General features: G+C 32.0%; 20 protein-coding genes and 1 other RNA gene. 11 read left to right on the top strand and 10 right to left on the bottom strand.

Annotation, left to right across the window (positions count from 1 at the left end):
* Positions 1 to 9 precede the first annotated feature (9 nt).
* The 4 genes from N508_RS00105 (at position 10) to N508_RS00090 (ending at position 2,304) form a co-directional block, all read left to right on the top strand.
* Positions 10 to 588: a peptidylprolyl isomerase gene (locus N508_RS00105; RefSeq protein WP_023276783.1), complete on the top strand. Its 579-nt coding sequence runs from the start codon at positions 10 to 12 to the stop codon at positions 586 to 588.
* Between the two features lie 128 nt (positions 589 to 716).
* The gene (locus tag N508_RS00100; RefSeq protein ID WP_040637371.1) at positions 717 to 1,199 is read left to right on the top strand and encodes a peptidylprolyl isomerase; all 483 of its coding nucleotides are present in this window, start codon (positions 717 to 719) and stop codon (positions 1,197 to 1,199) included.
* A 10-nt stretch (positions 1,200 to 1,209) separates the two neighbouring features.
* Entirely contained in the window at positions 1,210 to 1,779 is a 570-nt protein-coding gene (locus N508_RS00095; RefSeq protein ID WP_023276785.1) for an STM3941 family protein, read from the top strand.
* Positions 1,780 to 2,304: a hypothetical protein gene (locus N508_RS00090; RefSeq protein WP_023276786.1), complete on the top strand. Its 525-nt coding sequence runs from the start codon at positions 1,780 to 1,782 to the stop codon at positions 2,302 to 2,304. It begins immediately after the preceding gene.
* Positions 2,305 to 2,364: 60 nt separating this feature from the next.
* Here N508_RS00090 and N508_RS00085 read toward each other — a convergent pair whose 3' ends face one another.
* A complete protein-coding gene (locus tag N508_RS00085; RefSeq protein ID WP_023276787.1) occupies positions 2,365 to 4,068 on the bottom strand; it encodes a YgiQ family radical SAM protein in 1,704 nt (567 codons plus the stop codon).
* A gap of 108 nt (positions 4,069 to 4,176) precedes the next feature.
* Between N508_RS00085 and N508_RS00080 the strand changes: the two genes are divergently transcribed.
* Together N508_RS00080 and N508_RS00075 are read left to right on the top strand one after the other, a co-directional pair.
* Positions 4,177 to 4,578, top strand: coding sequence for a hypothetical protein (locus N508_RS00080; RefSeq protein WP_023276788.1), 402 nt, complete (start codon positions 4,177 to 4,179; stop codon positions 4,576 to 4,578).
* Positions 4,579 to 4,606: 28 nt separating this feature from the next.
* Positions 4,607 to 5,347, top strand: a complete 741-nt coding sequence (locus N508_RS00075) for a M48 family metallopeptidase (RefSeq protein ID WP_023276789.1) — start codon at positions 4,607 to 4,609, stop codon at positions 5,345 to 5,347.
* 1 nt (position 5,348) lies between these two features.
* On the opposite strand, the gene N508_RS00070 is transcribed toward N508_RS00075, so the two are convergent.
* Both N508_RS00070 and N508_RS00065 read right to left on the bottom strand, forming a co-directional pair.
* A complete protein-coding gene (locus N508_RS00070) occupies positions 5,349 to 5,966 on the bottom strand; it encodes a response regulator (protein WP_023276790.1) in 618 nt (205 codons plus the stop codon).
* Between the two features lie 317 nt (positions 5,967 to 6,283).
* Positions 6,284 to 6,787 (bottom strand): DUF2155 domain-containing protein, encoded by a 504-nt coding sequence (locus N508_RS00065; RefSeq protein ID WP_023276791.1) that lies wholly within the window; start codon positions 6,785 to 6,787, stop codon positions 6,284 to 6,286.
* Positions 6,788 to 6,951: 164 nt separating this feature from the next.
* Between N508_RS00065 and N508_RS00060 the strand changes: the two genes are divergently transcribed.
* On the top strand, positions 6,952 to 9,558 hold the full coding sequence (locus N508_RS00060; protein WP_023276792.1) for a DKNYY domain-containing protein: 2,607 nt from the start codon (positions 6,952 to 6,954) through the stop codon (positions 9,556 to 9,558).
* A gap of 5 nt (positions 9,559 to 9,563) precedes the next feature.
* Here N508_RS00060 and rnpB read toward each other — a convergent pair.
* Positions 9,564 to 9,921, bottom strand: an RNA gene (gene rnpB, locus N508_RS00055) — RNase P RNA component class A.
* 545 nt (positions 9,922 to 10,466) lie between these two features.
* Between rnpB and N508_RS00050 the strand changes: the two genes are divergently transcribed.
* The 4 genes from N508_RS00050 to N508_RS00035 all read left to right on the top strand — a co-directional run bounded on the left by N508_RS00050 (position 10,467) and on the right by N508_RS00035 (position 15,617).
* Positions 10,467 to 12,011, top strand: a complete 1,545-nt coding sequence (locus N508_RS00050) for an acyl-CoA carboxylase subunit beta (protein ID WP_023276793.1) — start codon at positions 10,467 to 10,469, stop codon at positions 12,009 to 12,011.
* Between the two features lie 15 nt (positions 12,012 to 12,026).
* Complete coding sequence (locus tag N508_RS00045) at positions 12,027 to 13,544, top strand: acetyl-CoA carboxylase biotin carboxylase subunit (protein ID WP_023276794.1); 1,518 nt, start codon at positions 12,027 to 12,029, stop codon at positions 13,542 to 13,544.
* 15 nt (positions 13,545 to 13,559) lie between these two features.
* Entirely contained in the window at positions 13,560 to 14,090 is a 531-nt protein-coding gene (locus N508_RS00040; RefSeq protein WP_023276795.1) for an acyl-CoA carboxylase biotin carboxyl carrier protein subunit, read from the top strand.
* 780 nt (positions 14,091 to 14,870) lie between these two features.
* Positions 14,871 to 15,617, top strand: coding sequence for an NlpC/P60 family protein (locus tag N508_RS00035; protein ID WP_023276796.1), 747 nt, complete (start codon positions 14,871 to 14,873; stop codon positions 15,615 to 15,617).
* A gap of 96 nt (positions 15,618 to 15,713) precedes the next feature.
* Here N508_RS00035 and N508_RS00030 read toward each other — a convergent pair whose 3' ends face one another.
* From N508_RS00030 to N508_RS00005, 6 genes are all read right to left on the bottom strand, one after another.
* Positions 15,714 to 16,205 carry a hypothetical protein gene (locus tag N508_RS00030; protein WP_023275253.1) on the bottom strand — a complete coding sequence of 164 codons (492 nt, stop codon included), beginning with the start codon at positions 16,203 to 16,205 and terminating at the stop codon, positions 15,714 to 15,716.
* Between the two features lie 9 nt (positions 16,206 to 16,214).
* A complete protein-coding gene (locus N508_RS00025; RefSeq protein ID WP_076654162.1) occupies positions 16,215 to 17,750 on the bottom strand; it encodes a hypothetical protein in 1,536 nt (511 codons plus the stop codon).
* Between the two features lie 30 nt (positions 17,751 to 17,780).
* The gene (locus tag N508_RS00020) at positions 17,781 to 18,461 is read right to left on the bottom strand and encodes a TorD/DmsD family molecular chaperone (protein ID WP_023276943.1); all 681 of its coding nucleotides are present in this window, start codon (positions 18,459 to 18,461) and stop codon (positions 17,781 to 17,783) included.
* 64 nt (positions 18,462 to 18,525) lie between these two features.
* Positions 18,526 to 19,152 (bottom strand): 4Fe-4S dicluster domain-containing protein, encoded by a 627-nt coding sequence (locus N508_RS00015; protein WP_023276944.1) that lies wholly within the window; start codon positions 19,150 to 19,152, stop codon positions 18,526 to 18,528.
* Positions 19,153 to 19,167: 15 nt separating this feature from the next.
* Positions 19,168 to 22,341, bottom strand: coding sequence for a molybdopterin-dependent oxidoreductase (locus N508_RS00010; protein ID WP_283805230.1), 3,174 nt, complete (start codon positions 22,339 to 22,341; stop codon positions 19,168 to 19,170).
* A 170-nt stretch (positions 22,342 to 22,511) separates the two neighbouring features.
* A complete protein-coding gene (locus N508_RS00005) occupies positions 22,512 to 22,673 on the bottom strand; it encodes a twin-arginine translocation signal domain-containing protein (protein ID WP_083688370.1) in 162 nt (53 codons plus the stop codon).
* Positions 22,674 to 23,139 lie beyond the last annotated feature (466 nt).

Raw genomic sequence — 23,139 nt, 5'->3', positions numbered from 1 at the left:
GAAACATATATGAAAAAATTTATTACTCTTATTCTATTTACTATTATAATGACAGCTGGTGTTTATACAGCACAGGCTCAAACAAAAACTACAAAAGTTTTAATTGATACATCTATGGGGCAGATAGAAGCTGAACTATATGCTGATAAAGCACCTATTACAGTTACTAACTTTGTAGAATATGTAAATAGTAAATTTTATGATGGCTTAGTATTTCACCGTGTAATTCCAAACTTTATGATACAAGGCGGTGGAATGACATCTGATATGAAAGAAAAAGAAACTAGAAATCCTATTAAAATAGAAAGTGATAATGGTTTGAAAAATACACGGGGCACACTTGCTATGGCAAGAACTCAAGAACCTAATTCTGCTACAAGCCAGTTTTTTATTAATTTAGTTAATAATCCATTTCTTGATTTTAAAGCAAAAACTACTGCAGGTTATGGGTATGCAGTATTTGGAAAAGTTACAAAAGGAATGGATGTAGTTGATAAAATAGCAACAGTCCCAACTGGTTCTAAAGGGTTTCATCAAGATGTTCCACTTACTCCTGTAATAATAAAAAGTATAAAGGTTATTAAATAATGAAAGAAAATAAAACAAACAAAAAAAACACTGCTAAAAAAACAACAGTGAAAAAAACTGTCGTTGCTAAAAAAACTACTGCTAAATCAGCACCTAAAAAGCAAGATAATACAAATATTAATCTGCTTATGAAAACAAATATAGGTGAAATAAAACTTGAATTATATCCAGATAAAGCACCTGTTACTGTTGAAAACTTTATATTGTATGTAAAAAGTAATTTTTTTAATGGTCTAATTTTTCACAGAGTTATAGATGGTTTTATGATACAGGGTGGTGGCTTTGATGAAAATATGCATCAAAAAGAAACGCAAGCACCTATTAAAATAGAAAGTGATAATGGTTTAAAAAATACACGAGGCACTATTGCTATGGCAAGAACAAATGACCCTAACTCTGCTACAAGCCAGTTTTTTATTAACCTTGTAGATAACAATTTTTTAAACTTTCGCTCACCTGATGTTACAGGTTATGGTTATACTGTTTTTGGTAAAGTTACTGATGGAATGGATGTTGTTGATAAAATAGCAACAGTCCCAACTGGTTCTTTTGGATATATGCAGGATGTTCCTAAATATTTAATACAAATAGAAAATATAGAAATAATATAAAGGCATAAATATGATAAGCAGCAATAATAAAAATGATAATGAAAATAAAATTAAATCTCATATAAAACCTTTGCCTGATGGCTCTTATGAAATATATAAAAATGAGATGAAGTCGTTTTATTATGTATTAGCTGCTTTTCTTTTTGCACTTATGAGTATATATTTTCTAAAAAGCGGATATAGAGTTGTTGGCTATATATTGCTTACAGGCTTTGCGGGTGCTGCATTAATAGCTTTAAAAATGGTATTGTTTAAAAAAACAGTTATTACTATTAATGATAAATTTATAGTAATAGCACCATTAGTAGGTGCTTCAGAGCAGATTTTATGGGATGATATTACAGGATTTAATGAAATCAGAGAAAAAAGAAACCATTATATAGCTGTTATGGTAAACAATCCAGAAAATGTTCTAGAAACACAAACTAATAAACTGATATATAAATTTATGCAGCATAATATTAAACTTTACGGCACCCCTTATATTATTCAAACAGATACTCTTAGTGCCCACAGGCGTGAAATATTAGACCTATTTAATAAATTTCAGGAAGAATATTTAGAAAAAGGAGTGCTTTAAGTGGAATTGAATAAGCAAAGTAGTGATATTATTGCTGTATATCCTTCTGTTTTGCGGGCTTTTTCCTATATAATTTTTGGATTAATTTTGCTTATCACTAGTATTTCTTTTATTTCTACAAATAAACAAGTTATTTATATAATTATTCCATTTATTTTAGGCACTGTTACAGCTGTATATGGAATAATTAATCTGGCTTTAAGAAACCGCCCCATAATATTATTTGATAAATTTGGATTTTTATACTCTAATTATACTCATGCTAAGCTGTTTATACCAAAAGATATGATTATGGCAGTATCTTTGCGTAATACACCAAATAAACGCCTGATTATTACACTAAAACCAATTGAAAAAGATTATAAAACATATTTAAAAAATATCCGCCTGCCTTCCCATATTCAAATGTGTCCACAAAATACTTCAAAACTAAGGGAAAATAATATAATAATATCTACAGAAAACTTAAATGCAAATAATGCTGTTCTATCAAAAAAACTGCAAAATTATCTAAATATACAGTAATAAATTATAAATATATTTGCATTTATTATATTTTAAGATACAACTTTTCATATTTTATAATTATTTTCTTTTATAATTTTTATGTATTTTACCTTTTCCCATAATTATTTCTTTATATTTTTCTTTTCTATTAAGATGTTTTTCTATATAAATATCTTTCCCTTCTTCATCAAGACCAGTATAATATGCACATGTTGACCATGTAGACGGGGCTGGGGTAAATATCTGCACCTGTTCTGGTGAAAAATCAAGATACTTTTCTATAAAATTATGAGTATTGAAGGCTTTTTGTTCGCTTTCTTCAGGATGAGCTGCTATAAAATAGCATGAAATAAACTGGTTTTTATGAAATTTTCTGCTATATTCCTTATAAATTCTGCAAAACTCTAAAAAACTTTTATTATCAGGTTTTTTCATAGCTTTTAATACTTTTTCATCTGCACTTTCTGGAGCCATTTTAAGCTGCCCTGAAACATGATTTTTTGCTATTGCTTCAATATATTTTTTACCATTTATTTTATCATGGACTGCTAAATCTGCCCTGATGCCTGATGTTACAAATACTTTTTTTATACCCTTAATACTTCTGATTTTTTCAAGCAGATTAAGCAGCGGTTTATGGTCTGTATTCATACCATTGCAAACTTCTGGATAGAGGCATCTTTTATGGTTACATGCACCAGATTTTTCCATTTTTTTACACTTCATCATATACATATTGCCAGTAGGACCGCCTATATCGCTTATAATTCCATTAAAGCCTTTCATATTAACTATGCTGTTTACTTCTTTTTCAATAGATGATATGCTTCTTGAAATAACCTGCCTGCCCTGATGCACAGCTATTGCACAAAATGAACAGCCGCCAAAACAGCCTCTATGGCTTATAACAGATGTTTTTATTGTTTCTAAAGCCTTCACTTTACCTTCTATTTTAGGGTGCACTGCCCTTTCAAATTCTATATCACTTATTTCATCTAATATATCATCATTATAATATACAGGTGGATTTTGTATAAGATACCTGTCTCCAGTTTTCTGCACTAATGTTTTTGCAGAATGTGCCTGACTGTTATCTGAAAATAATTTAAACATTTTATGGAATAATTTTTTATCCTGTAACACTTCTTCATAATGCGGCAGAATAACTGTATTATCACATAATTCTTTTGATATGTAGCAAAGCCCTTTTATATTTTTAACATTTTCATTATTTTTAAGTGCATTAGCAAATTCTAATACAGGCAGCTCCCCCATACCATATATAATATAGTCTGCCTTTGAATCAAATAATATACTTCTTCTAACCTTATCAGTTTTAAAATCATAATGAGCAATACGCCTTAAACTTGCCTCTATTCCACCAAGCAAAATAGGTTTTGTATTTTTATAAAATCTTCTAATAAGACCAGTATACACAATCAATGCTCTGTCTGGTCTTTTATTATTTATACCATTTGGTGTAAAATCGCACATTTTCCTAGGTTTTCCTGTGGCAGTATAATTTGCAATTAAAGAATCAACACACCCTGCATTTATCCCCCAGAAAAGTCTAGGCTCACCAAAAATTGTTATATCTTTATCACTTTCAGTATCAGGCTGGCTGATAACTGCAACACGAAACCCATGTTTTAAAAGATATTTTCCAATAACAGCTGTTCCAGAAAAAGGGCTGTCAATATAGGCATCACCTGTTACAATAATAACATCTATATAATCCCAGCCCAGCTTTTTTACTTCTTCCATGCTTACAGGTAAAAACATAATCACCTCAATTTTAGAACATATAGCATAAATTATGAAAAAATTCATTATTAATGTAGCTTTTATTAATAAAAAATATTATATTAATAATGTTAAATGGAGAAATATATGAAAATAGAAAATAATAATATCATTTTTACAGTTTTAAATAAAAAATTAATCATTAGTTTAGGCATTATATTTTTAATAAGTTTGATTACTGTAATATTGTTTTTTACAGTTATTGAACCAGAATATATTATTTTAGTATTACCTTTTGTATTTTTTGTATGTGTGCTGCCTATATTCATAATAGGTATGCGTAATAAGATTATATACAGATTTACAATTGATGAGCTGCAGTATCGTGGAACAAATCCATGCACAATAAAGTGGCAAGATATTTCTTCTTATAATATAGATAATATATCTATCACACTTAAATTAAAAAATGATACTTATAAAACACTTCCAGTATTAAATTTTGATACAAATAAACTACAGAAGGAACTATCTATTTATATAAAATAAAAGTTTATACTGATATATATGTGCAATAATGGCTAAAATTTATTCTTTTACAGAAGAAGAAAAAGAAATCATTAATTTTTTAAAAAATATTGTTACAGTAAAATATGGCAGTTATAAAAATTTTAAATTAAAAAAAGAAAAATATATTATTCAAAAAAGAATATATAAAACAGTAGTTTTGTATGCATCACTATCATTTAATGAAAATACTGTAGATGCTTATCTTTTAAAAAATCAAGATATTATTTATAAACTTGCCTACCACTGCTTTTATCCTAAAAAAGCAGAAATGCTGCATAATAAAATACTTTATCTAGGCAGATTATATGATTTTAAACTAAAACCAGAGATACATAATACATATAAAATAGATGAAACCAATTTAATTATTTATGCAGGTAGAAATTTTTTAAATAAAGATAATCTGATTAAATTTTATCATCAGCAGGCTTCATACATTTTGCCTGCAAGAGCTTATATGTGTGCTGAGAAAATAAAGCTGGAGGTAAAAGCTGTAAAAACAGGTGTGTTCAAAAGCTGCTGGGGCAGCTGTGGTGCAGGTATTATTAAACTAAATGAGCGGCTTATTTTATCACCATTAACTACAATTGACAGTATTATTTACCATGAACTTGCTCATATTTTAGTGCCAAACCATTCAAAAGATTTTTATACCACATTAGAAAAAATATACCCTGCATATTATAAAGACTATCTATGGCTTACTTTATTTATGCCACAGGAATATCCACCAAAAACAGCAGAATAAATTAATAGCTGTTTTTAAGCAGTATTTTCATTCTTTCAATAATACCTTTTAATGAATGGATAATAGGCATAGACTCTATACAGTGCCGAGCTGCCATTTTTGCAATTATAGTTCGCAGCTCATCTATTGTCTGGCTTATTGTATCATAAGCTTCTGTATCTAAATGAGTAGATTTTTCAGGCACTATAGAATAAAGAGCCTTTAAAGTAAAAGCATGCTCTGCTAAATTAATAATAGCTTTTATTAGTTCTTTAAAGCAGGAAAGTTTGATAATATAGTTATCAACTTTCATATTAAGTGCTTCAAGTAAATGTTCTGGGTCATTTTTATTTGTATAAATAATTATAGAACATGATGGGTTGTATCTGCGAATATACATAGGAAAATTCATACTTTCTTCATCTGCTAGATTAAAATCAGTAATTAGAATATCAATATCTCTGCCCTCTGCTTTCTCTTTTGCTTTTTCAAGATTATTAGTAACAATGATATTTTTGATATATTTAGATAAAATAGATATAAGCTCTTCTTCTTTATGTTCATCTTTATCAGTATTAAGGTATAAGACTGTAACAGAACTTAAAAGCCCGGCATTATCTTCACACAATTCCAGCACCATCACAAAACTCCCAAAAATTATAACCACTATATAGTATAGGATAAAACCTAAATCATATTTAGTCAAGTGTTAAAGATAATGTCTTAATAAGTTCGCAGTATTTGTTAATATGTTTTATCTAATGCTATCACAACCAATATTTTTTATTTCTCTCCGCTCAGGAAATATTGTTTTTGAAAACTATCAATTAAAGTTGCAAACTTTTTAGTATATTATTGTATTAAAATATATATTTTAAAAAAATATTAATTAAACAAAAAACCCCGCCTTAAATAAATATGCGGGGTTATATATACAATAATATAATTAGTAAAATGTTATTTTTTTACAGCACCAGCTAATACAACTTTCCATACAGGGTGTTCAAATGGATGCATATCAGGATACTCTTGAAAAAGCCATCCATCAAATAACTGTGAGCCGTTATCTGTTATAATCACTTTTGCAGCAGGGTTACTTTCTTCCATACTTACATTTTTAACACCACCATCAACCATTGTAAAACTTGTAAAATAAGAAGATGTTGTGATTTCAAGTCCAGTGCTGCCAATAGGTATTTTTTGACCAAAAGGAGCAGTTATTTCTATTTTACTGCCATCGTTTTTATTAACTGCTTCAATTTTAATACCTGAATATTTTTCAGTAATCTCTGGAAGTAATTCTGTTGGTTTTGTAAGTTTCATACCAGCAGCTGATTGTTTAGGAGTTACAGCAGGTGCTGGAGAAGCATTTTCAGCCTTAGCAAATTCCTGCCTGTTTGTGTTTTGAGAACATGCAGTAATGAGTATAGTTATTGATAATAAAGCAATTAAGCCTTTCATAGTTAACCTCATTTATTTTTAAATTGGTTAGAGTGTATATTATTATTTTAATACTTTCAAGATTTTTTTAAATTAAAAATAAAAAAAAACACATTGCATACATAAATTAGTTGAAATAATTATAATTATTTTATATAAGTATAATAGGATAAAAATGGTGTGCTATGGAAAATAACTGGATAATAACTGCAAAAATTCATATTTCTGAAGCAGACTTTAAATTATGGCTTGCTTCATCTGCAAAATTTACTACACATGCAGAGCTTTTTAACTGTGACAGTGATGACCCCTTTGTCAATATATTATTAGGCGGCTCAATAAAAGCTACATACGGCTCTATTGCCAAGTTTTTTGCAAATGAGCTTTCTGAAATGATACTTTCTTTTGATAGAGAATCTTTGCTTTTATACTACAATAATATAAGCAGCACATTGAATTTTGCTTTTGAAATAAACAGATACAATGGCTTTAATACTGCTGTTTATAATACAGCACTTCTTTTAAGTATCACATCATTTAAAAATAATGATAAAGCTGATTTCTGCTTAATAAGCAGTAAAGAGTTTGCAAATATTTGTTATGCTATAGAAATAACTAAAAATGGCATTAAAATTATTAAAATAAACAGCCAAAATGCAGTTATTCCACATAAATACAGCCTTATATATGATATGCTTCATAAAGAAAATACTCTGCAAAACTATATGCAGAAAGATTTATATAATTTATTTTACAATTTCATTACAAAAAGGCTTAAAACAGATTTAGAAGATATTATTTTATTTTCATCTCCAGAGCATCCTGCAGTGATTACGCCTGATGCAAAATATAAAACTGACGGCAGACATGTAATAACAGATAAAGGAGAAATTGTTCCAAACGCCAGCCCTGCCACATTTACATCTCTTGGTGTTGGCTATGGTGCTGATAATGGTAAAGTTTTTTATGGAAGCATGGAAATAGAAAATGCTGATAGTGCAACATTTTTTGTTCTAAATTACGGATATGCAAAAGATAAATCTTATGCTTATTATAATGGTGAACCAATTTGCAAACTAAGCTGTAACTTTAGAGTATTTAAACAAGGTGATGGCTATGCGACTGATAATATAAATGTATATTATAAAGGCATATTTCTTGAAAACAGTAATCCAATGGCTTTTCGTCTTACAGGCGATAATAATTTTCCTGAAGCAGAATATTTAGCAGCAGATAATATATACACATATATAAATGGAGAAAGTATTGAATATATTGATAATGAAACAGTCATTTCTATTGGTAAAAATTTTTTTAAAGATAAAAACAATGTTTATTATCTGACTACTCCACTGGATATGATTAATCCTGATGAAGCAAGAGTTTTAAATGAATACTATATTGCAGATAAAACAAAAGCATATTTTTGTGATAGTAAAGGTGTAGTTTTATTAGAAAATGTTAATACTATAGGGCTTCAAGTCCGCTCTCGTCTTGCAGTAGATAATACACATGTATTTTTTAAAGGCAGTATAATAGAAGGATTAGATGGAGCAAAAGTAGATATCCACAGTGATAACTTCAGTGGTTATTTAAATGATGGCAGCCTTGTTTACTATTATACTAATAAAGTAGATGCAGACCCTGTTACATTTAAAGCACTGGACTTTGGCTACGGCTCTGATGGCAAAAGTTTATTTTTTAAAGGAAAAATTGTGAAACAGGGCAATTTTCAGTCAGTAATTTCCCTTTTTGACAGCTCTATTACTGATACTTCAAATACTTTTTCAGATGATGATGTAATAGAGCTTGGTAATTCATATAAAAGGATTAAAAATAAAATATATTACAGCTCTATTCTATTAGAAAATGCTGATGCAGACACATTTAAAATAATATATGTAAATACTCCAAAAGGAGACATTGCAACATTTTATGCAAAAGATAAAAATAATGTATATTATAAAGAAAGACTTATACAACAGGCTGATATATCGTCTTTTGCGATACTACTGCACCCAGATTATGATACAATAGTAGATTATACACCAAAAACTGCAGTTGACAGTAAATATGCTTATTATAAAGGCAGTATTATACCAGATATTAACCCTGCAACAGTTTATCCCTTTACTATCCATAGAGCATGGCAGGCTGAAACAAATATTATTTATAAAGGTAAAGTTATTAAAAATATAGATTTATATAATTTTCACAGGATAGAAGGCGATATTTATACTGATAATAAACGAGTATATTATAAAATACTGCCTATTGAAAACATTAACCCTTCAAAAGTTGTCATTCTTTCTAACAACTATATTAAAGATGACAATGCACTTTGCTATCTAGAAGAAGACTGGGAAGGATATTTAACAGCCAACTCTTTTATGCCCCATATTAACAGCTTTGATATACTGTCTGAAAATAGTGCTTTTTCTTTTGACAGGTATAAAATCTATTTTAAAGGGCAGGAAATATCTGATATTGACTTAAACTCAATAAATATGATAGGTGATAATTATCTGCAGGATAAAGATAATATATACTGCGGAAATATTAAACTTGAAAATGCTGATACTGCATACTTTATGCTTTTAGGTGACGGCTATGCTTCTGACGGTAAAAATACTTATTATCAAGCAAAACAGTTAAACACAAAAAATATGCTTCATGTATTAGGCAGCGGATATGCAACAGACGGAACAAATTTCTGGCTTTATGGCAGCACATTAAGCAACCCTTATGAACATCAATATATTACTGATATACTAGGACAGGGATTTATGTAAAAATAAAAACAGGATTTACTATAAGCCGGATTCTGTATCTGTAAAAACAGATGGCAGTCATTTCTCTAGATTATTAATTGCTTAATAATTCAAGCAGCTTACCCGCTGAAAAAATGGGCTGAGCGACCCGTTCCAGCCTATTTGCCTTGCACTTAATGGGGCTTGTTCGCACACTTTTGTTACCAAAAGCAGCGGTGGGATCTTACCCTCACCTTTTCACCCTTACTGCTTATGCAGCGGTTATTTTCTGTAACGCTTTCCCCGCATTACTGCGAACTGATGTTATCAGTCATTATGCTCATATAGTGTCCGGACTTTCCTCTCGTAATAAAATAAATTACCAGCGACTGCCCGTAAATCCCAATTATAAATATAATATATTTATGTAAAAATCAATATTAACTTTTGCAAACAGTGTAAAATTAAATACATCAAATTTAAAACAAACTACTAAAAATGCATAAAACAATACTTTAAAACCTGCTTATCAATAACTAACAAGTAGACAGCAGACTAATATAAAAAATATGAATAAAATAAACTTCATATATTTTATATAAAAAATTTATAAATATTTATCACATAACATCATACAAAAAAATTAGTCATATTTTTATAAAAAATATTTTTCATCCCAGTTTATTTATATGAATTATAAATAAAAACCTTATAACTGTTTATAATATAACAAAAAAATTTTTTTAAATCATATTCTTAAAATACATCTGAACATATATCCAAAATATTTTATTTACTTATTTAGAATTATGTTATATAATATATCCGCCTTAAATTTTCAAGTAAAACAAATCTTATAAAATACTTTTTTTATCTTATTTTATGGTTGACATATTATTTTTTATGGTGTTGAATATATGTATACTAAATTCATTAAGGAGTAATGGCCTATGAAGGAAAAAATTGAAAAACTTAGGGAGCTGTCTTCTCAAGCAGAACTTGGCGGCGGTATCCAAAGAATTGAAAAACAACATCAGGCTGGTAAACTTACTGCCAGAGAAAGAATTGACCTTCTTCTTGATAAGGGCACTTTTATGGAGTTTGACAAATTTGTTACTCACCGTTGCACAAATTTTGGTATGGAAAAACAAAAATATTTAGGTGATGGTGTTGTTACAGGAACAGGTCTTATTAATGGTAGAACTGTTTTTGTATTTGCTCAAGATTTTACAGTTTTTGGTGGCTCTTTATCAAAGACTTTAGCAGAAAAAATATGCAAAGTAATGGATATGGCTGTTAATATGGGAGCTCCTGTTATCGGCTTGAATGATTCAGGCGGTGCCAGAATTCAAGAAGGTATTCAATCACTGGCTGGATACACTGATATTTTCCTAAGAAATACTCTATCATCAGGTGTTATTCCTCAAATAAGTGCAATTATGGGACCATGTGCTGGTGGCGCTGTTTATTCCCCTGCTCTTACTGACTTTATTTTTATGGTAAAAGATACAAGTTATATGTTTTTAACTGGACCAGATGTTATCAAAACAGTTACTAATGAAGATGTTACAAAAGAAGATTTGGGAGGATGTTCTGTTCATAACAGCACTAGCGGTGTTGCTCATTTTGCAACAGAAAATGATACTGATTGTATTATAAAAATACGGGAATTAATGTCTTATTTACCGCAGAATAATATGGAAGAAGCACCATTTAAAGCAACTATTGATGATGCAAATAGAATAGAGCCTAATCTTGAAACAATAGTGCCAGATAATCCTAATATGCCTTATGATATGAAAGATGTTATTAAGAAAATAGTTGATGATGGTCATTTCTTTGAAGTTCATGAAGATTTTGCAAAAAATATAGTTGTAGGATATGCCCGCTTAAACGGAAAAACCATAGGTATAGTAGCTAACCAGCCTCAAGTTTTAGCTGGTGCTTTAAATGTTGATGCATCAGTTAAAGCAGGCAGATTTGTTCGTTTTTGTGATGCTTTCAATATTCCACTATTAACATTTGTGGATGTTCCGGGATTTATGCCAGGTGTAAGTGAAGAAAAAGGCGGTATCATACGACATGGAGCAAAACTGCTTTATGCTTATGCTGAAGCTACTGTTCCAAAAGTTACACTAATTACTAGAAAAGCATATGGCGGAGCTTACTGTGTTATGAGTTCTAAACATTTAAGAGGCGATATTAATTATGCCTACCCTACTGCTGAAGTTGCAGTTATGGGACCAGAAGGTGCTGTTAAAATTCTTTCTCGCAAAGATATTGCAGAAGCAAGTGATAAGGCAGCAAAAGAAAAAGAACTTGTTCAAGAATACAGAGATACTTTTGCAAACCCATACAGAGCAGCCGAGCTTGGATATATAGATGAAATTATAGAGCCATCTGTTACAAGACCAAAACTTATTCGTGCATTTGAAATGCTTGCTAATAAGCGTATAGGCAACCTGCCTCGTAAACATGGTAATATACCACTCTAGGTTAAGGAGAGAAATATGGCAAAAATAACAAAAGTATTAGCTGCTAACCGTGGAGAAATAGCAATCAGGATATTCCGTGCTGCAAAAATGCTTCGCCTTGAAACTGTTGCTGTTTATACACATGTTGATAGAGGTGCTCCGCATGTTAGATATGCTGATGAAGCTTTCTGCATATCAGATAATGATGAAGATACATCTTATTTAAAACCAGAAAAAATATTAGAAATTGCTAAAAAAACTGGTGCGGCAATCCACCCAGGATATGGCTTTTTATCAGAAAATGCTGACTTTGTAAAAGAATGTGAAAAAGCTGGTGTTGTATTTATTGGACCATCTGCACAGCATATTGTAGATATGGGCTCAAAAACTGGAGCTAGAAAAATTATGTCTGATGCTGGAGTTCCTATTGTGCCCGGCACAAAAGACCCTATTAAAAATATTGATGACCTTTATAAAACAGCAGATAATGTTGGCTTGCCTGTAATGCTTAAAGCAGTTGCTGGCGGTGGTGGAAAAGGCATGAGACTTGTCCATAAAAGAGAAGAATTAGAAGATATGTTTAATATGGCAGTTTCAGAAGCAGAAAGAGCTTTTGGCAATGGTGATGTATATATTGAAAAATATGTAGAGCAGCCACACCATGTAGAAGTTCAGATAATTGGTGATAAACATGGTAATGTTATCCATTTCTATGACAGGGAATGTTCTATCCAAAGAAGACACCAAAAAGTAATAGAAGAAGCACCATCACCATATATCAGCCCTGAAACAAGGCAGAAAATGCTTGAAGTCAGTGTTAATGCCTGCAAAAAAATAGGCTATTACAGTGCAGGAACACTTGAATATATGGTTGACAAAGACCAAAACTTCTATTTCCTTGAAATGAATACAAGATTGCAGGTAGAACACCCAGTTACAGAAATGATTACTGGTGTTGACTTGGTTCGTGATATGATTTCTGTTGCAAATGGCGATGAGCTGCCATACAAACAGGATGAAATTATTAAACAAGGGCATGCTATTGAATGTCGTATATATGCAGAAGACCCAGAAAATGGCTTTATTCCATCACCTGGTGTTATTACTGTCCATGAACCACCTACTGGAAGAAATGTTCGTGTAGACCATGCAGCTCATGAAGGATATAATGTTCCACTTTTCTATGACCCAATGATTGCAAAACTTACTACATGGGGTAGAAATCGTGAAAGAGCAATACAAAATATGGAACGCTCACTGTTGGAATATAAAATATTAGGTATTAAAACAACAATACCATTTCATCAGCGTGTTATGAAAAACTCTACATTTTTAAGTGGCATTTATGATACAACATTTATAGACACTAAATTTGATAAAGAAGATTTAAAACGCCGTAAAGAGTTAGACCCTACTGTTGCAATCGTGGCAGCAGCACTTATGCAGTATATTTCAGAGCAGGAAGCAGCTGCAAAGGCTACTACTGTGCCAGAAGTAGGCGAATCTTTATGGAAACACTATGGCAAAATGCAGAAAATTGCCAACAGATTCTAATAAGGGGGATTTTATATGAAATGCAGTAATATAGCGGCAACAAAATATTATGCTATACCAGAAGGATTTGACAAAGAATCTGTTGTGCAGATAAAATGTGTAGGTGTTAATGCTTTTGTTTTAAGTGTAGATGATAAAGATATTGAAGTTGATTTCCAAAGAACAGGACATAATTTATACTCTATTATCATTAATAATAAATCTTATGAAATTGATATTCATAATGACAGAGAATCTTATGATGTCCTTGTTAATGGCGACTACTTTAAAATTGATATATTAGATGAACTTAAAAAAGTTTTAAGGGACAGAGTATCAAAAGGTCTGCAAGGCAGACAGGTTATTGCATCACAAATGCCGGGTATTGTAACTCAAGTTATGGTAAAAGAAGGTCAGGAAGTAGAAGAAGGTCAACCTTTACTTATACTTGTTGCTATGAAAATGGAAAACCAAATAAAAGCACCAAAAGCAGGTATAGTGCAGAATGTATATGTTGAAGCTAACCAGACAGTTGCCATAGGCGATAAGTTAGCTGTTATAGAGTAAATTGTAAAACTATTTTAAGATAATTCAGCCTGATAGTGTATACTGTCAGGCTGTTTTTAGATATAATTAAGCTATACTGATAGTGATAAAGCGAAGTATCTTAATTTATCCTTTATTAAAAAATACTGTCCAGATGCGGACTTTTAATTCCATTGCTACTCGCTCAGAAAGTCCTTGCTTCGCAAAAACAATGGTGTCTTCCCAATATTAATCGTTTTCTATACTCGGAGTGCAGCCTAGTAAAAGATGCTTCACTTGTATTTTTAAATCACGCTCTGCCGAAACAAGTTAGGCTATCGCTTATTAAAGATGAAGCATCCTGCTCATTTACCTGTCTTACTGAACATAAAAGGCTAAGTATCTAAAAAAAAATAATTTAAATTTTTTATATACTGCTGCAATAATAAATAATTTAGATTTTTCGCATGTAAAATCAGGCTCAAAATGACTTATGCACAAAATTTTTGTGTAAGTCCAATATAACAATAATATAATATATGCTATAAACTATTTTTCATATTGACAAAATCATTATAAATCTATTTATGCAGTTATGAAATATGGCTTTTATTCTGGTGGACTTTAATGCGGAATAAACAGCATATCATTTGATGGCAGTAGTGCTTTTTAAAGATAGTCATTGACAAAAATAATTTGATTATAAATAATATATCAGGTAAAAGATGAATAAAGTTATAAAAATATTATCAGGTATTTTTTATATATTGTATTGTTATAATTATATATACAGTATATATTCATATATAAGAGGGTTTCATAATGAAGCATTTTAAGACAATTTTTGCTTTAATTTTAATATTAATAACTGGTTGTGCATCAGCATCAAACAGTAATTCAGCAGATTTTGGTATATACAGGGAAGGCTATTCTATACAGGTTGGAGCATTTACAAATCCTAATAATGCTGGCCGTTTTGTAGACTCTTTAATAGAACGCGGTCTTGATGCATTTATGTTTAGAGATGGAGATATTTATAAAGTAAGATTTGGCAGTTACAGAACAATAGAAGAAGCTAGAAACCGTGGTAAACAGTTACAGGCTCAGGGAAGAATTGATGAATTTTTTGTTGTTATTCCTGAAAGTTATGCACTGCATAAATCACGCTCAGCACCAACAAAAAAACAAGGCTCTAATTATTTAAGAAATGAGATTGTTAAAACTGCATATAAATATATAGGCACACCTTATGTATGGGGAGGCAATACTGCTTCAGGTGTTGACTGCAGCGGGCTTACAAGGGCAGTATATAGACTTAATGGACTTTCTATTCCAAGAGTTTCACGGGAACAGTTTAAAGCAGGAAGATTTGTATATAAAAAAGATTTACAAAAAGGTGATTTAGTATTTTTTGCAACAAGTGGTGGCAAAAGAGTAAGTCATGTAGGTATATATGTAGGCGATGGCAAATTTATACATGCTCCAAGAAAAGGCACCACTGTTAGAACAGATAAATTAAATAATAAATACTGGAGCAAAGTATATATGGGTGGAAGAAGCTATATATAATTAATATTCAGTAAAAAATACTTTGAATACACCGCCTTAAATATTAAGGCGGTTTGTTTATTATATTTAGTTATCTATTTGGAATAGATACTATTATTACTTCACAGTATGCAGAGCACCTGATTTTGTTACAGGTCTTGTTTTGTGACATACCAGACAGTTTTTAGATGGAGTGTTATTCCAGCTGCCTACGGGAACTACACAGCTTGTGCCACAGTGGGAGCCTGCTCCTGATACAAATCCTGCTCGGGCATGGCTCATTGGATAGGATGTCTCATGACAGCTGTCACAGAAATCTTCTTTATGACATGTCTGACATGTTGTTCTGTTCCATCTGGATTCTAACCCGTGTGTTTTATTCACAAAGGTTACTGTATGATTTCTTGGAGCAGTATCTTCATGACAGGATATACATTCTACTCGTTCTTCATGGCACATTATGCATTCGCTCATATTAGTTTTGGCTGCCTGACCATGCTTCTGCTCCCAGCTGCTGTTATGGGTAGACGGCTTAGTGGAATCTACTGCTGATGTTACACCTGCTGTAAAAAGAAATAATAAGATGATTAGTAATAAGTTCTTTTTCATATCCTGCACCTACCAGATAAAGTTTGCCCAGATACTTAATGTATGAATATCTGGCTGTAAGTCAGCACTTTTAAAAAGGTCTGCATATTCATAACTATAATCAACCTGTAACACACACCAGTCTATTGGGCGATACATCGCTCCAATATATGCCATTGTGGTATTTTCATTTCTGTCTTGTAAACTAACCATATCTTCTCCATACTGCGGGTAGGATTTTATCGGGCTGTTTCTATACTGATAGTTCTGAACATTTACTCCTGCCCATGCTTCTAGTCTATCTGTAAATACCTGAGTTATACGAAAACCTCCCATTACTTTAGAATTGCTGTCCTGTCTTTTATATGCTGCTACATCATACCAGTCTACTATTAAACTTAAATAATTGTTTTTATGGAGTAAACCCACAAGGTCTATATTACCGAATACTCTCTGGTAGTCTCTGTCGCCATAGCTTTCACTGAAATTAAATCGTGTTTCCCAGCCTATTCCTAATATTAAATAGTCAGTTATTCCCTGTGTAACCATTACTCCGCCCATTACATATTCACTGCTGCCGCCTAACATATTTTCATACATGGATATATACGGGTTTATATCGCCTTTATTCTTATCATACTGACCTGCTATGTAGGCTGATATGCCTGTGCGGCTTATATCTATATTCGCATCCAGACCTGCTTCATAAAGCATAGCTTTACCTATTATGGCTCCTTCCAGATAGATATTGGATGATATTATATCGGGAAAGGATAAGCTCTGGTCTATTCTGCCTCTGGCAGTATGGGTGTTAAAGTCTCCGCCATCTTCATGTATAAAGTAGTTATACTCGGCTCTGATTTTTGTGCCGCTTATCGTTACTGGAACTTCTATCGCTGCTCCTATTAAAGATGTTTTTAAATTGCTGTAATAGCTGACAGGCAGACCGCCGTATATATCAAGCTTAAAATAGTCACAGGTATCAAAATGGAAACTGCCGCCGTCTATTTTATACATATCTAGATTGTTTAAATATATTCTGCCTGCTGTTATATCTGTATACGGCACTACTCCTTTAAACTCTACATTAGCCTGATATATTCTAAAATTACCATCATATTTACCATTTAAGCGGGTATATTCATCATATTTGCGGGAAGTATATAAGCCGTCATAAAACTGGTTATATGAACTTCCTGAATAGATTGATGACTGGCCGTCCATTGTGCTGCCACCAATATCTGGAAGACTGTCATAAGCTCCACGAATATTTAAGTTTACATTCACTGTGCCTTGACCTAGTTTCGTTTCACTTAATCTCAGACGGGCATACTGATAAATTGACCAGTCTTCATCTTCTCCAAATTTAAATGCAGCTCTTGTTGTTAACCCTATTTTTAATATGCCTGTATCTCCAAAGCTGAGACCGTTAAGGCTTGCTTTGATACCGTTGGCATTCACATGTCTGCTCCAGCTGTCTGGGGTTACATAAGAATCGCCAACATAGGAATATGCTGGGAACACAAAAGCTAACATACATAATGTATTTAACATCAGCCGTTTCATAGGCATTGGCTCCTTTTGTTTGATATTAACCTATGATAAACTTTCATTTACTATTTCAAAATCATATTTAAGAAAGCCCATCATAAAATAGCATGCAGGTGCATAGAAACTGACACTTTCAACAAAACCGATAACTGATTTACTAAACATTTCAACCCATTTTAAAAGGTGTTCTTCTAAAAACATTTTTTGTAAATGCAGCAGGCTGTTTACCTGTTTTTTATCACCTTTTTCTATATTTTGTGCAATGCCTTTTGAAAGATATGACATAAACATAAGCTCATAGGATATATGGTCATGTGGTTCATTTGAAGTGTGCTTCATATCAAAATTACAGGATTTGTATATATAATATACTTTGCCTGTTTCTTCCTGCATAGTTAAGTGTGAAGGAGATAAATATATAGATTCAGCAACAGGCACAGAGTCGCTTAAACAGAAAATCCTTGTATAATCATGAAGAACTTTATCATCAAACTGTTTTTTTTCTTCAACTTTTAATGTATTTCTGCTTTTAATAAAATCCTGCACTGCTTTTAAACTATCTGCCATCATTTTATCAGCATTATCATCTAATTCAAATAATGAAAAAACTGCCTCAACATTTGCAAAAAGCTCATCTGATGGCATATTTAAAAAAATGTTAGAAAGCACAGCATATATAACTTCCCTGCCTTTATGCATATCTATATTTTCTATTTTTAAGTTCATTATATCCCCATTTCATAAAAAGGGGCATACACCCCTTTTATATTATTTGTATTTGTTATCCCTGTTACTTTATTACATCACTAAAAGGCAGCTTAGCACGCTTTTTAATAAAAAATGATGGTTTAGTATCAGTAACAGTTATTGAGTTTAGCGAGTAAGCATAAGGAAAATCTGTTTTATTCATACGAACTGCATCAGGATATTTTCTTTGCAGGTCATCAATATCACCATAATCTAATGCTCTAACAGGACATGCTGATACACATACTGGAGCATTGCCGTCTTCAATTCTTTCCCAGCAGAATTTACATTTTTGCATAGGGTGGTCAACAATCCAGTTTTCGCCTTTTTTAGGTTCCTGTAAATTATCAGCAATATGAGGTGCTGCAAATGGACATGCTATAATACATGACAGTAATTGCTGGCATTTATTTCTATCTACAATAACAATACCTTTATCTGTTTTTGTAATGGCATTAGCTCCACATGCAGCCATACATGCTGGTTCTTCACAATGGTTACAGCTCATAGTTAAGTTTTCAAAAACTGATAAACCATTATTTTTTTCATGATTTTCCTGCTTTCTCCAACGGACAGGACCAGGGTTTACTTGGTTCCAGTCTTTGCATGATACTGTGCAGGCATTGCAGCCTATGCATCTTGTTTGGTCAAAATAAAATCCTAATTGCATGATTAAGTCCTCCCATTATACTCTTTCAATTTTTACCATAGCAGACTGAACACCATTACCATGGTCTAAGCGGGATGGTGTAGATGGCATTAATGTATTACAGTTGCCGCCAACATCTACTGTCTCCCCATTAATTTCTCTTGGGTCATACCAGCAGCCTTGATGTAAGCCAACATATCCAGGAACACAGCGAGCTGTTTTTCTGATTGTGCAATATACTGCACCTATTTCGTTGGAAACCTTAACTAAATCGCCATCATTATAATCAGCAAAATCTTCATCGTTTACCCATATATCAGCATAGCTTGCTCTTTGTTCTGCCCCTGCAACAGGTTTACCATCTTCCCCAATAAGTGAGTTAAGAGCTGGGAATGATACATCATCACCGTTAGAAACTGCATAAGTTCCACTATCATTACCTGAGTATAATGCTCCACCAATTGTTCTGTGAGTAAGTTCTCTCAAATAAGGGTTTTCTGCCTGCGATGAGTGAGCACGGAAACGGTCATGTGTAGTAGTAAGTAAATATCTGCCCTTTAAGTCATCATTAGAGTTCAAACCATAAGCTACTCTGAAATGGTCTTGATAGTTAAAATATACAGGAATTGGATAAGCAACAGGGTCCCCTTCTTCATCTTTATTAATTTGACCTTGTTTTGCTTTTGGCAGATAACCATGCCATTTACTGAATAAGTTTTCATAACGCCATACAAGTGTGCCAGAATAAACCTGAAACATACCTGTTTGTTTTGGACAGCTTTCTGTCTCTGCAAAACTGTGTATTTTTGTATCATATAAATCATTACCAAATCCAAATACACCGCTGTCATTTGACCAGTCAGCAGTTGTAACATTAGGATAAAATGCGTCCATTGCACCTTTGCTTTCATAAGCAGTTCTTGTAGAATGTGTTACCATATCAACTCTTTCTGTTTTAGGTTTTGCATGACTTATTGGTTTTTTAATAAATTCATCCCAAGTTTTACCATAATATGGACTTTGAGCATTAGTTTTAATATTTTCATTATATTGTTTTTGAACTACATCTCTAAATGAACTGTTAGACTGTAAACCTGTAAAGTTAACAGCACTGTCTTTACCACCGTAATGATAAATTAACTCTCTAACAAAATCCCAGCTTGATTTTGATTCACCAGGTCCCGGAATAACAGAATCCACATAAAGAGTTCCACTATTTTCTATTGTAACAAAATCTTCCTGCTCCCAAGTAGTTTTTGCAGGTAATACATAGTCAGAATATCTTGCACTTGGTGACATAAAGTTATCAAAAGTAACAAGATAGAATGCATCTGCCATATTTCCTGTTGGATATGGACCGTAACCATAAGTAGGAAGTGCTTTATACATCCTTGCAGAATCAATTGGATTTGCATGCTGGTTAATAGGAATATTACCAGCAGAGTTTAATATAAAACGGAAACCTGAAAATGTAACATTATCAGTTTGGTCAACTAATGTTCCGCCAGTTGAAACCTTATTATCTTTAAAATCATAATATTCATGAGTAACGCTTCTTTTAGTGCCATCAGGCATTGTTACTTCTATATTGTTTACAGTAAATGTTGCAGGTGAATCTTTACCTACACCTGTAATACCTTGACGGTTTACAAGAGATTTAACACCACCATCATCAAAATAAACCTGCCCTTTTTTACCAGCAATATATTTTGGTTTGCCTTTGCCACTTGCTTTTACCCAGTCTGGAATATTTGGTTTATAACCATTAGCAGCTAATTCTTTACTGAAAGCCATTTTTATTGCATTATGCCACTGAGTTACAGAAATTTTTGGGTGTGGCCCCATTTTAGCAATTGTGCCATCATCCCATGCTGCTGGGCGAAGTAAAGAAGCTGTAATTTGGTTAGGGTCTGTTGTTTTAGAGACACCTATTGCATTATTAGCAATGCCTGTTCCTGTAATACCCCAGTTTTTAGATATAATCAAAAGAGCCTGTAAAGCATACAGTGTGATAGTGCCATCATTTTGTTTTAACTGACCACCAGCCCATTCATTGTAAACTGGCACCTTATCTTTTGCACATTTCAAATAAAATTCTGCTAACTCTTTGATTTTTGCTTCAGGAACTCCAGTAATTTTTTCTGCCCATTTTGGAGTTTTTTTCACATTCATCTGTTTTTTATAGTCATATTTAGTATTCTGAATATTTGCAAAGCTAAACTTTGCAACAGATGTATTTCTTTTATCTACTTTTGAGGCAAACTGCTGAGCCATATAGTTTTGACTTGCAGAATATTTAGCTTTTGTAAGTCTAGCATCATCACCCATAATATAAGCAGAAAATGACTGACCAGCAGGAATAGCAGCAACATATATATAATTTGTATCAGCAGATTTATTATCAAATGAAATTTCACCAGTTGTCTTGTTTCTCCAATATTCTGGAGTTTCAAAGAAACCATAAACCATTTTATCAAGATAATTTACATCAAGACCATCTTGATTTATATTACCATTTTCATCAAATGTTAAATCTAACATATGATATAGCATACCTAAAATTAAAGCTACATCTGTATATGGTTTAATTCGTATCCATTCATTTGCCTGTGCAATACCTATTTCTGAAAGTTCTGGACCAATAAATTTAACAGTGCCACCATGGTTTTTCATATTTTCAATACCTTTTGTCCATGAAAAAGCTTTAGGGTTGTGAGTAGTAGGAATATTAGAGCCCCACATTACAAAATGCATTTTTCTATCAAGAAATTCTGGAGATGGGCTCATATTTATCATACCAGAATATGCTGTTCCATAACCACCCATATAAGAGCCTTGGTGGAAAGAATAATCGGAAGTATAACCAGATGCACCACCTAATAAACGGAGTGCTGGAGAAATTGTTCCAAAGTCATTAACTTCAAATAAACCAGTATATGAACCACCTTGGAATGATGAAGCAATATTACCGCAGGCATAAATTGGGTGAAAAGCCTCTGCACCATATTTGCCTTGAACAGCTTTTAATCTTGCAGCTATTTCTGATAAAGCCTGCTCCCAAGTAATTCTTTGAAAGCCTGATATATCGCCCCGTTCTTTTGTTTGTTTAAGTGGATATTTTAAACGACCTGGATGGTATAATCTGCCTTTATAAGCACGGCATCTAGCACATGCTCTAGCCTGAGTTGTATTTGGATGATTGTTATCAATAGATGTGCCATCATAAGCATATTTAGTTTCATCAGTAAGAAAACGAACGATACGACCGTCTGGTGTAACTTGTGCTCTGATAATACAGCGACCACCACAGTTGTGAGTAGATGTTCCGTAACGGAATGTAGGATTTTCTGTATAATATAGGTCATCTGATGCGATGCCGCCTACTGTGCCAGCCCCCCCCCGTATATAATATCTGAGCCGCCATCTTTAGAGCAGCCATATATGGCAGCCATTGCACCAAGTGCTGATATGCCTTTTAAAAAGGAACGCCTTGATACTGAGCTTTCTTCTAATGATTTTAAAACATTAGTTTCTTTTCCCATATTCTTTGCCTCCAAATTAGTTTATAAGCTAAAACTATAAAAAATATTTCACTTAGTCAATATCTAAAAATACATAATTTATACAAATTTAACATTTTTAATATATTTGTTAATATAAATACAGTTTTTTTATTTAATATTATCAATAATTAAGACAATTTTAATCTTTTTATCAAATGAACATTATATGCAGATATAGGATTTGAATATCTAGCTGCATTAAATAATTACTGATTATTTTTTTAAAAAAAATAACATAAAGTTATGCTTAACTATGTAAGTTTTATTATATTTTATTTTGTAATTTACAATATATATGAAAAATATAAAATAGTTATAAAATAATTTTTCAATAGATACTAGCTACCGATTGTCTATTCTGAGCCACTGGCGAAGAATCTAATATATTAATTCTTTATATTTAAAAAATATAATATTACTATCTTATATATTTCGCATTATTGCT

The organism is Mucispirillum schaedleri ASF457, assembly GCF_000487995.2.
Lineage (GTDB): Bacteria > Chrysiogenota > Deferribacteres > Deferribacterales > Mucispirillaceae > Mucispirillum > Mucispirillum schaedleri.
This window is presented reverse-complemented; position numbering and strand designations above follow the sequence as displayed.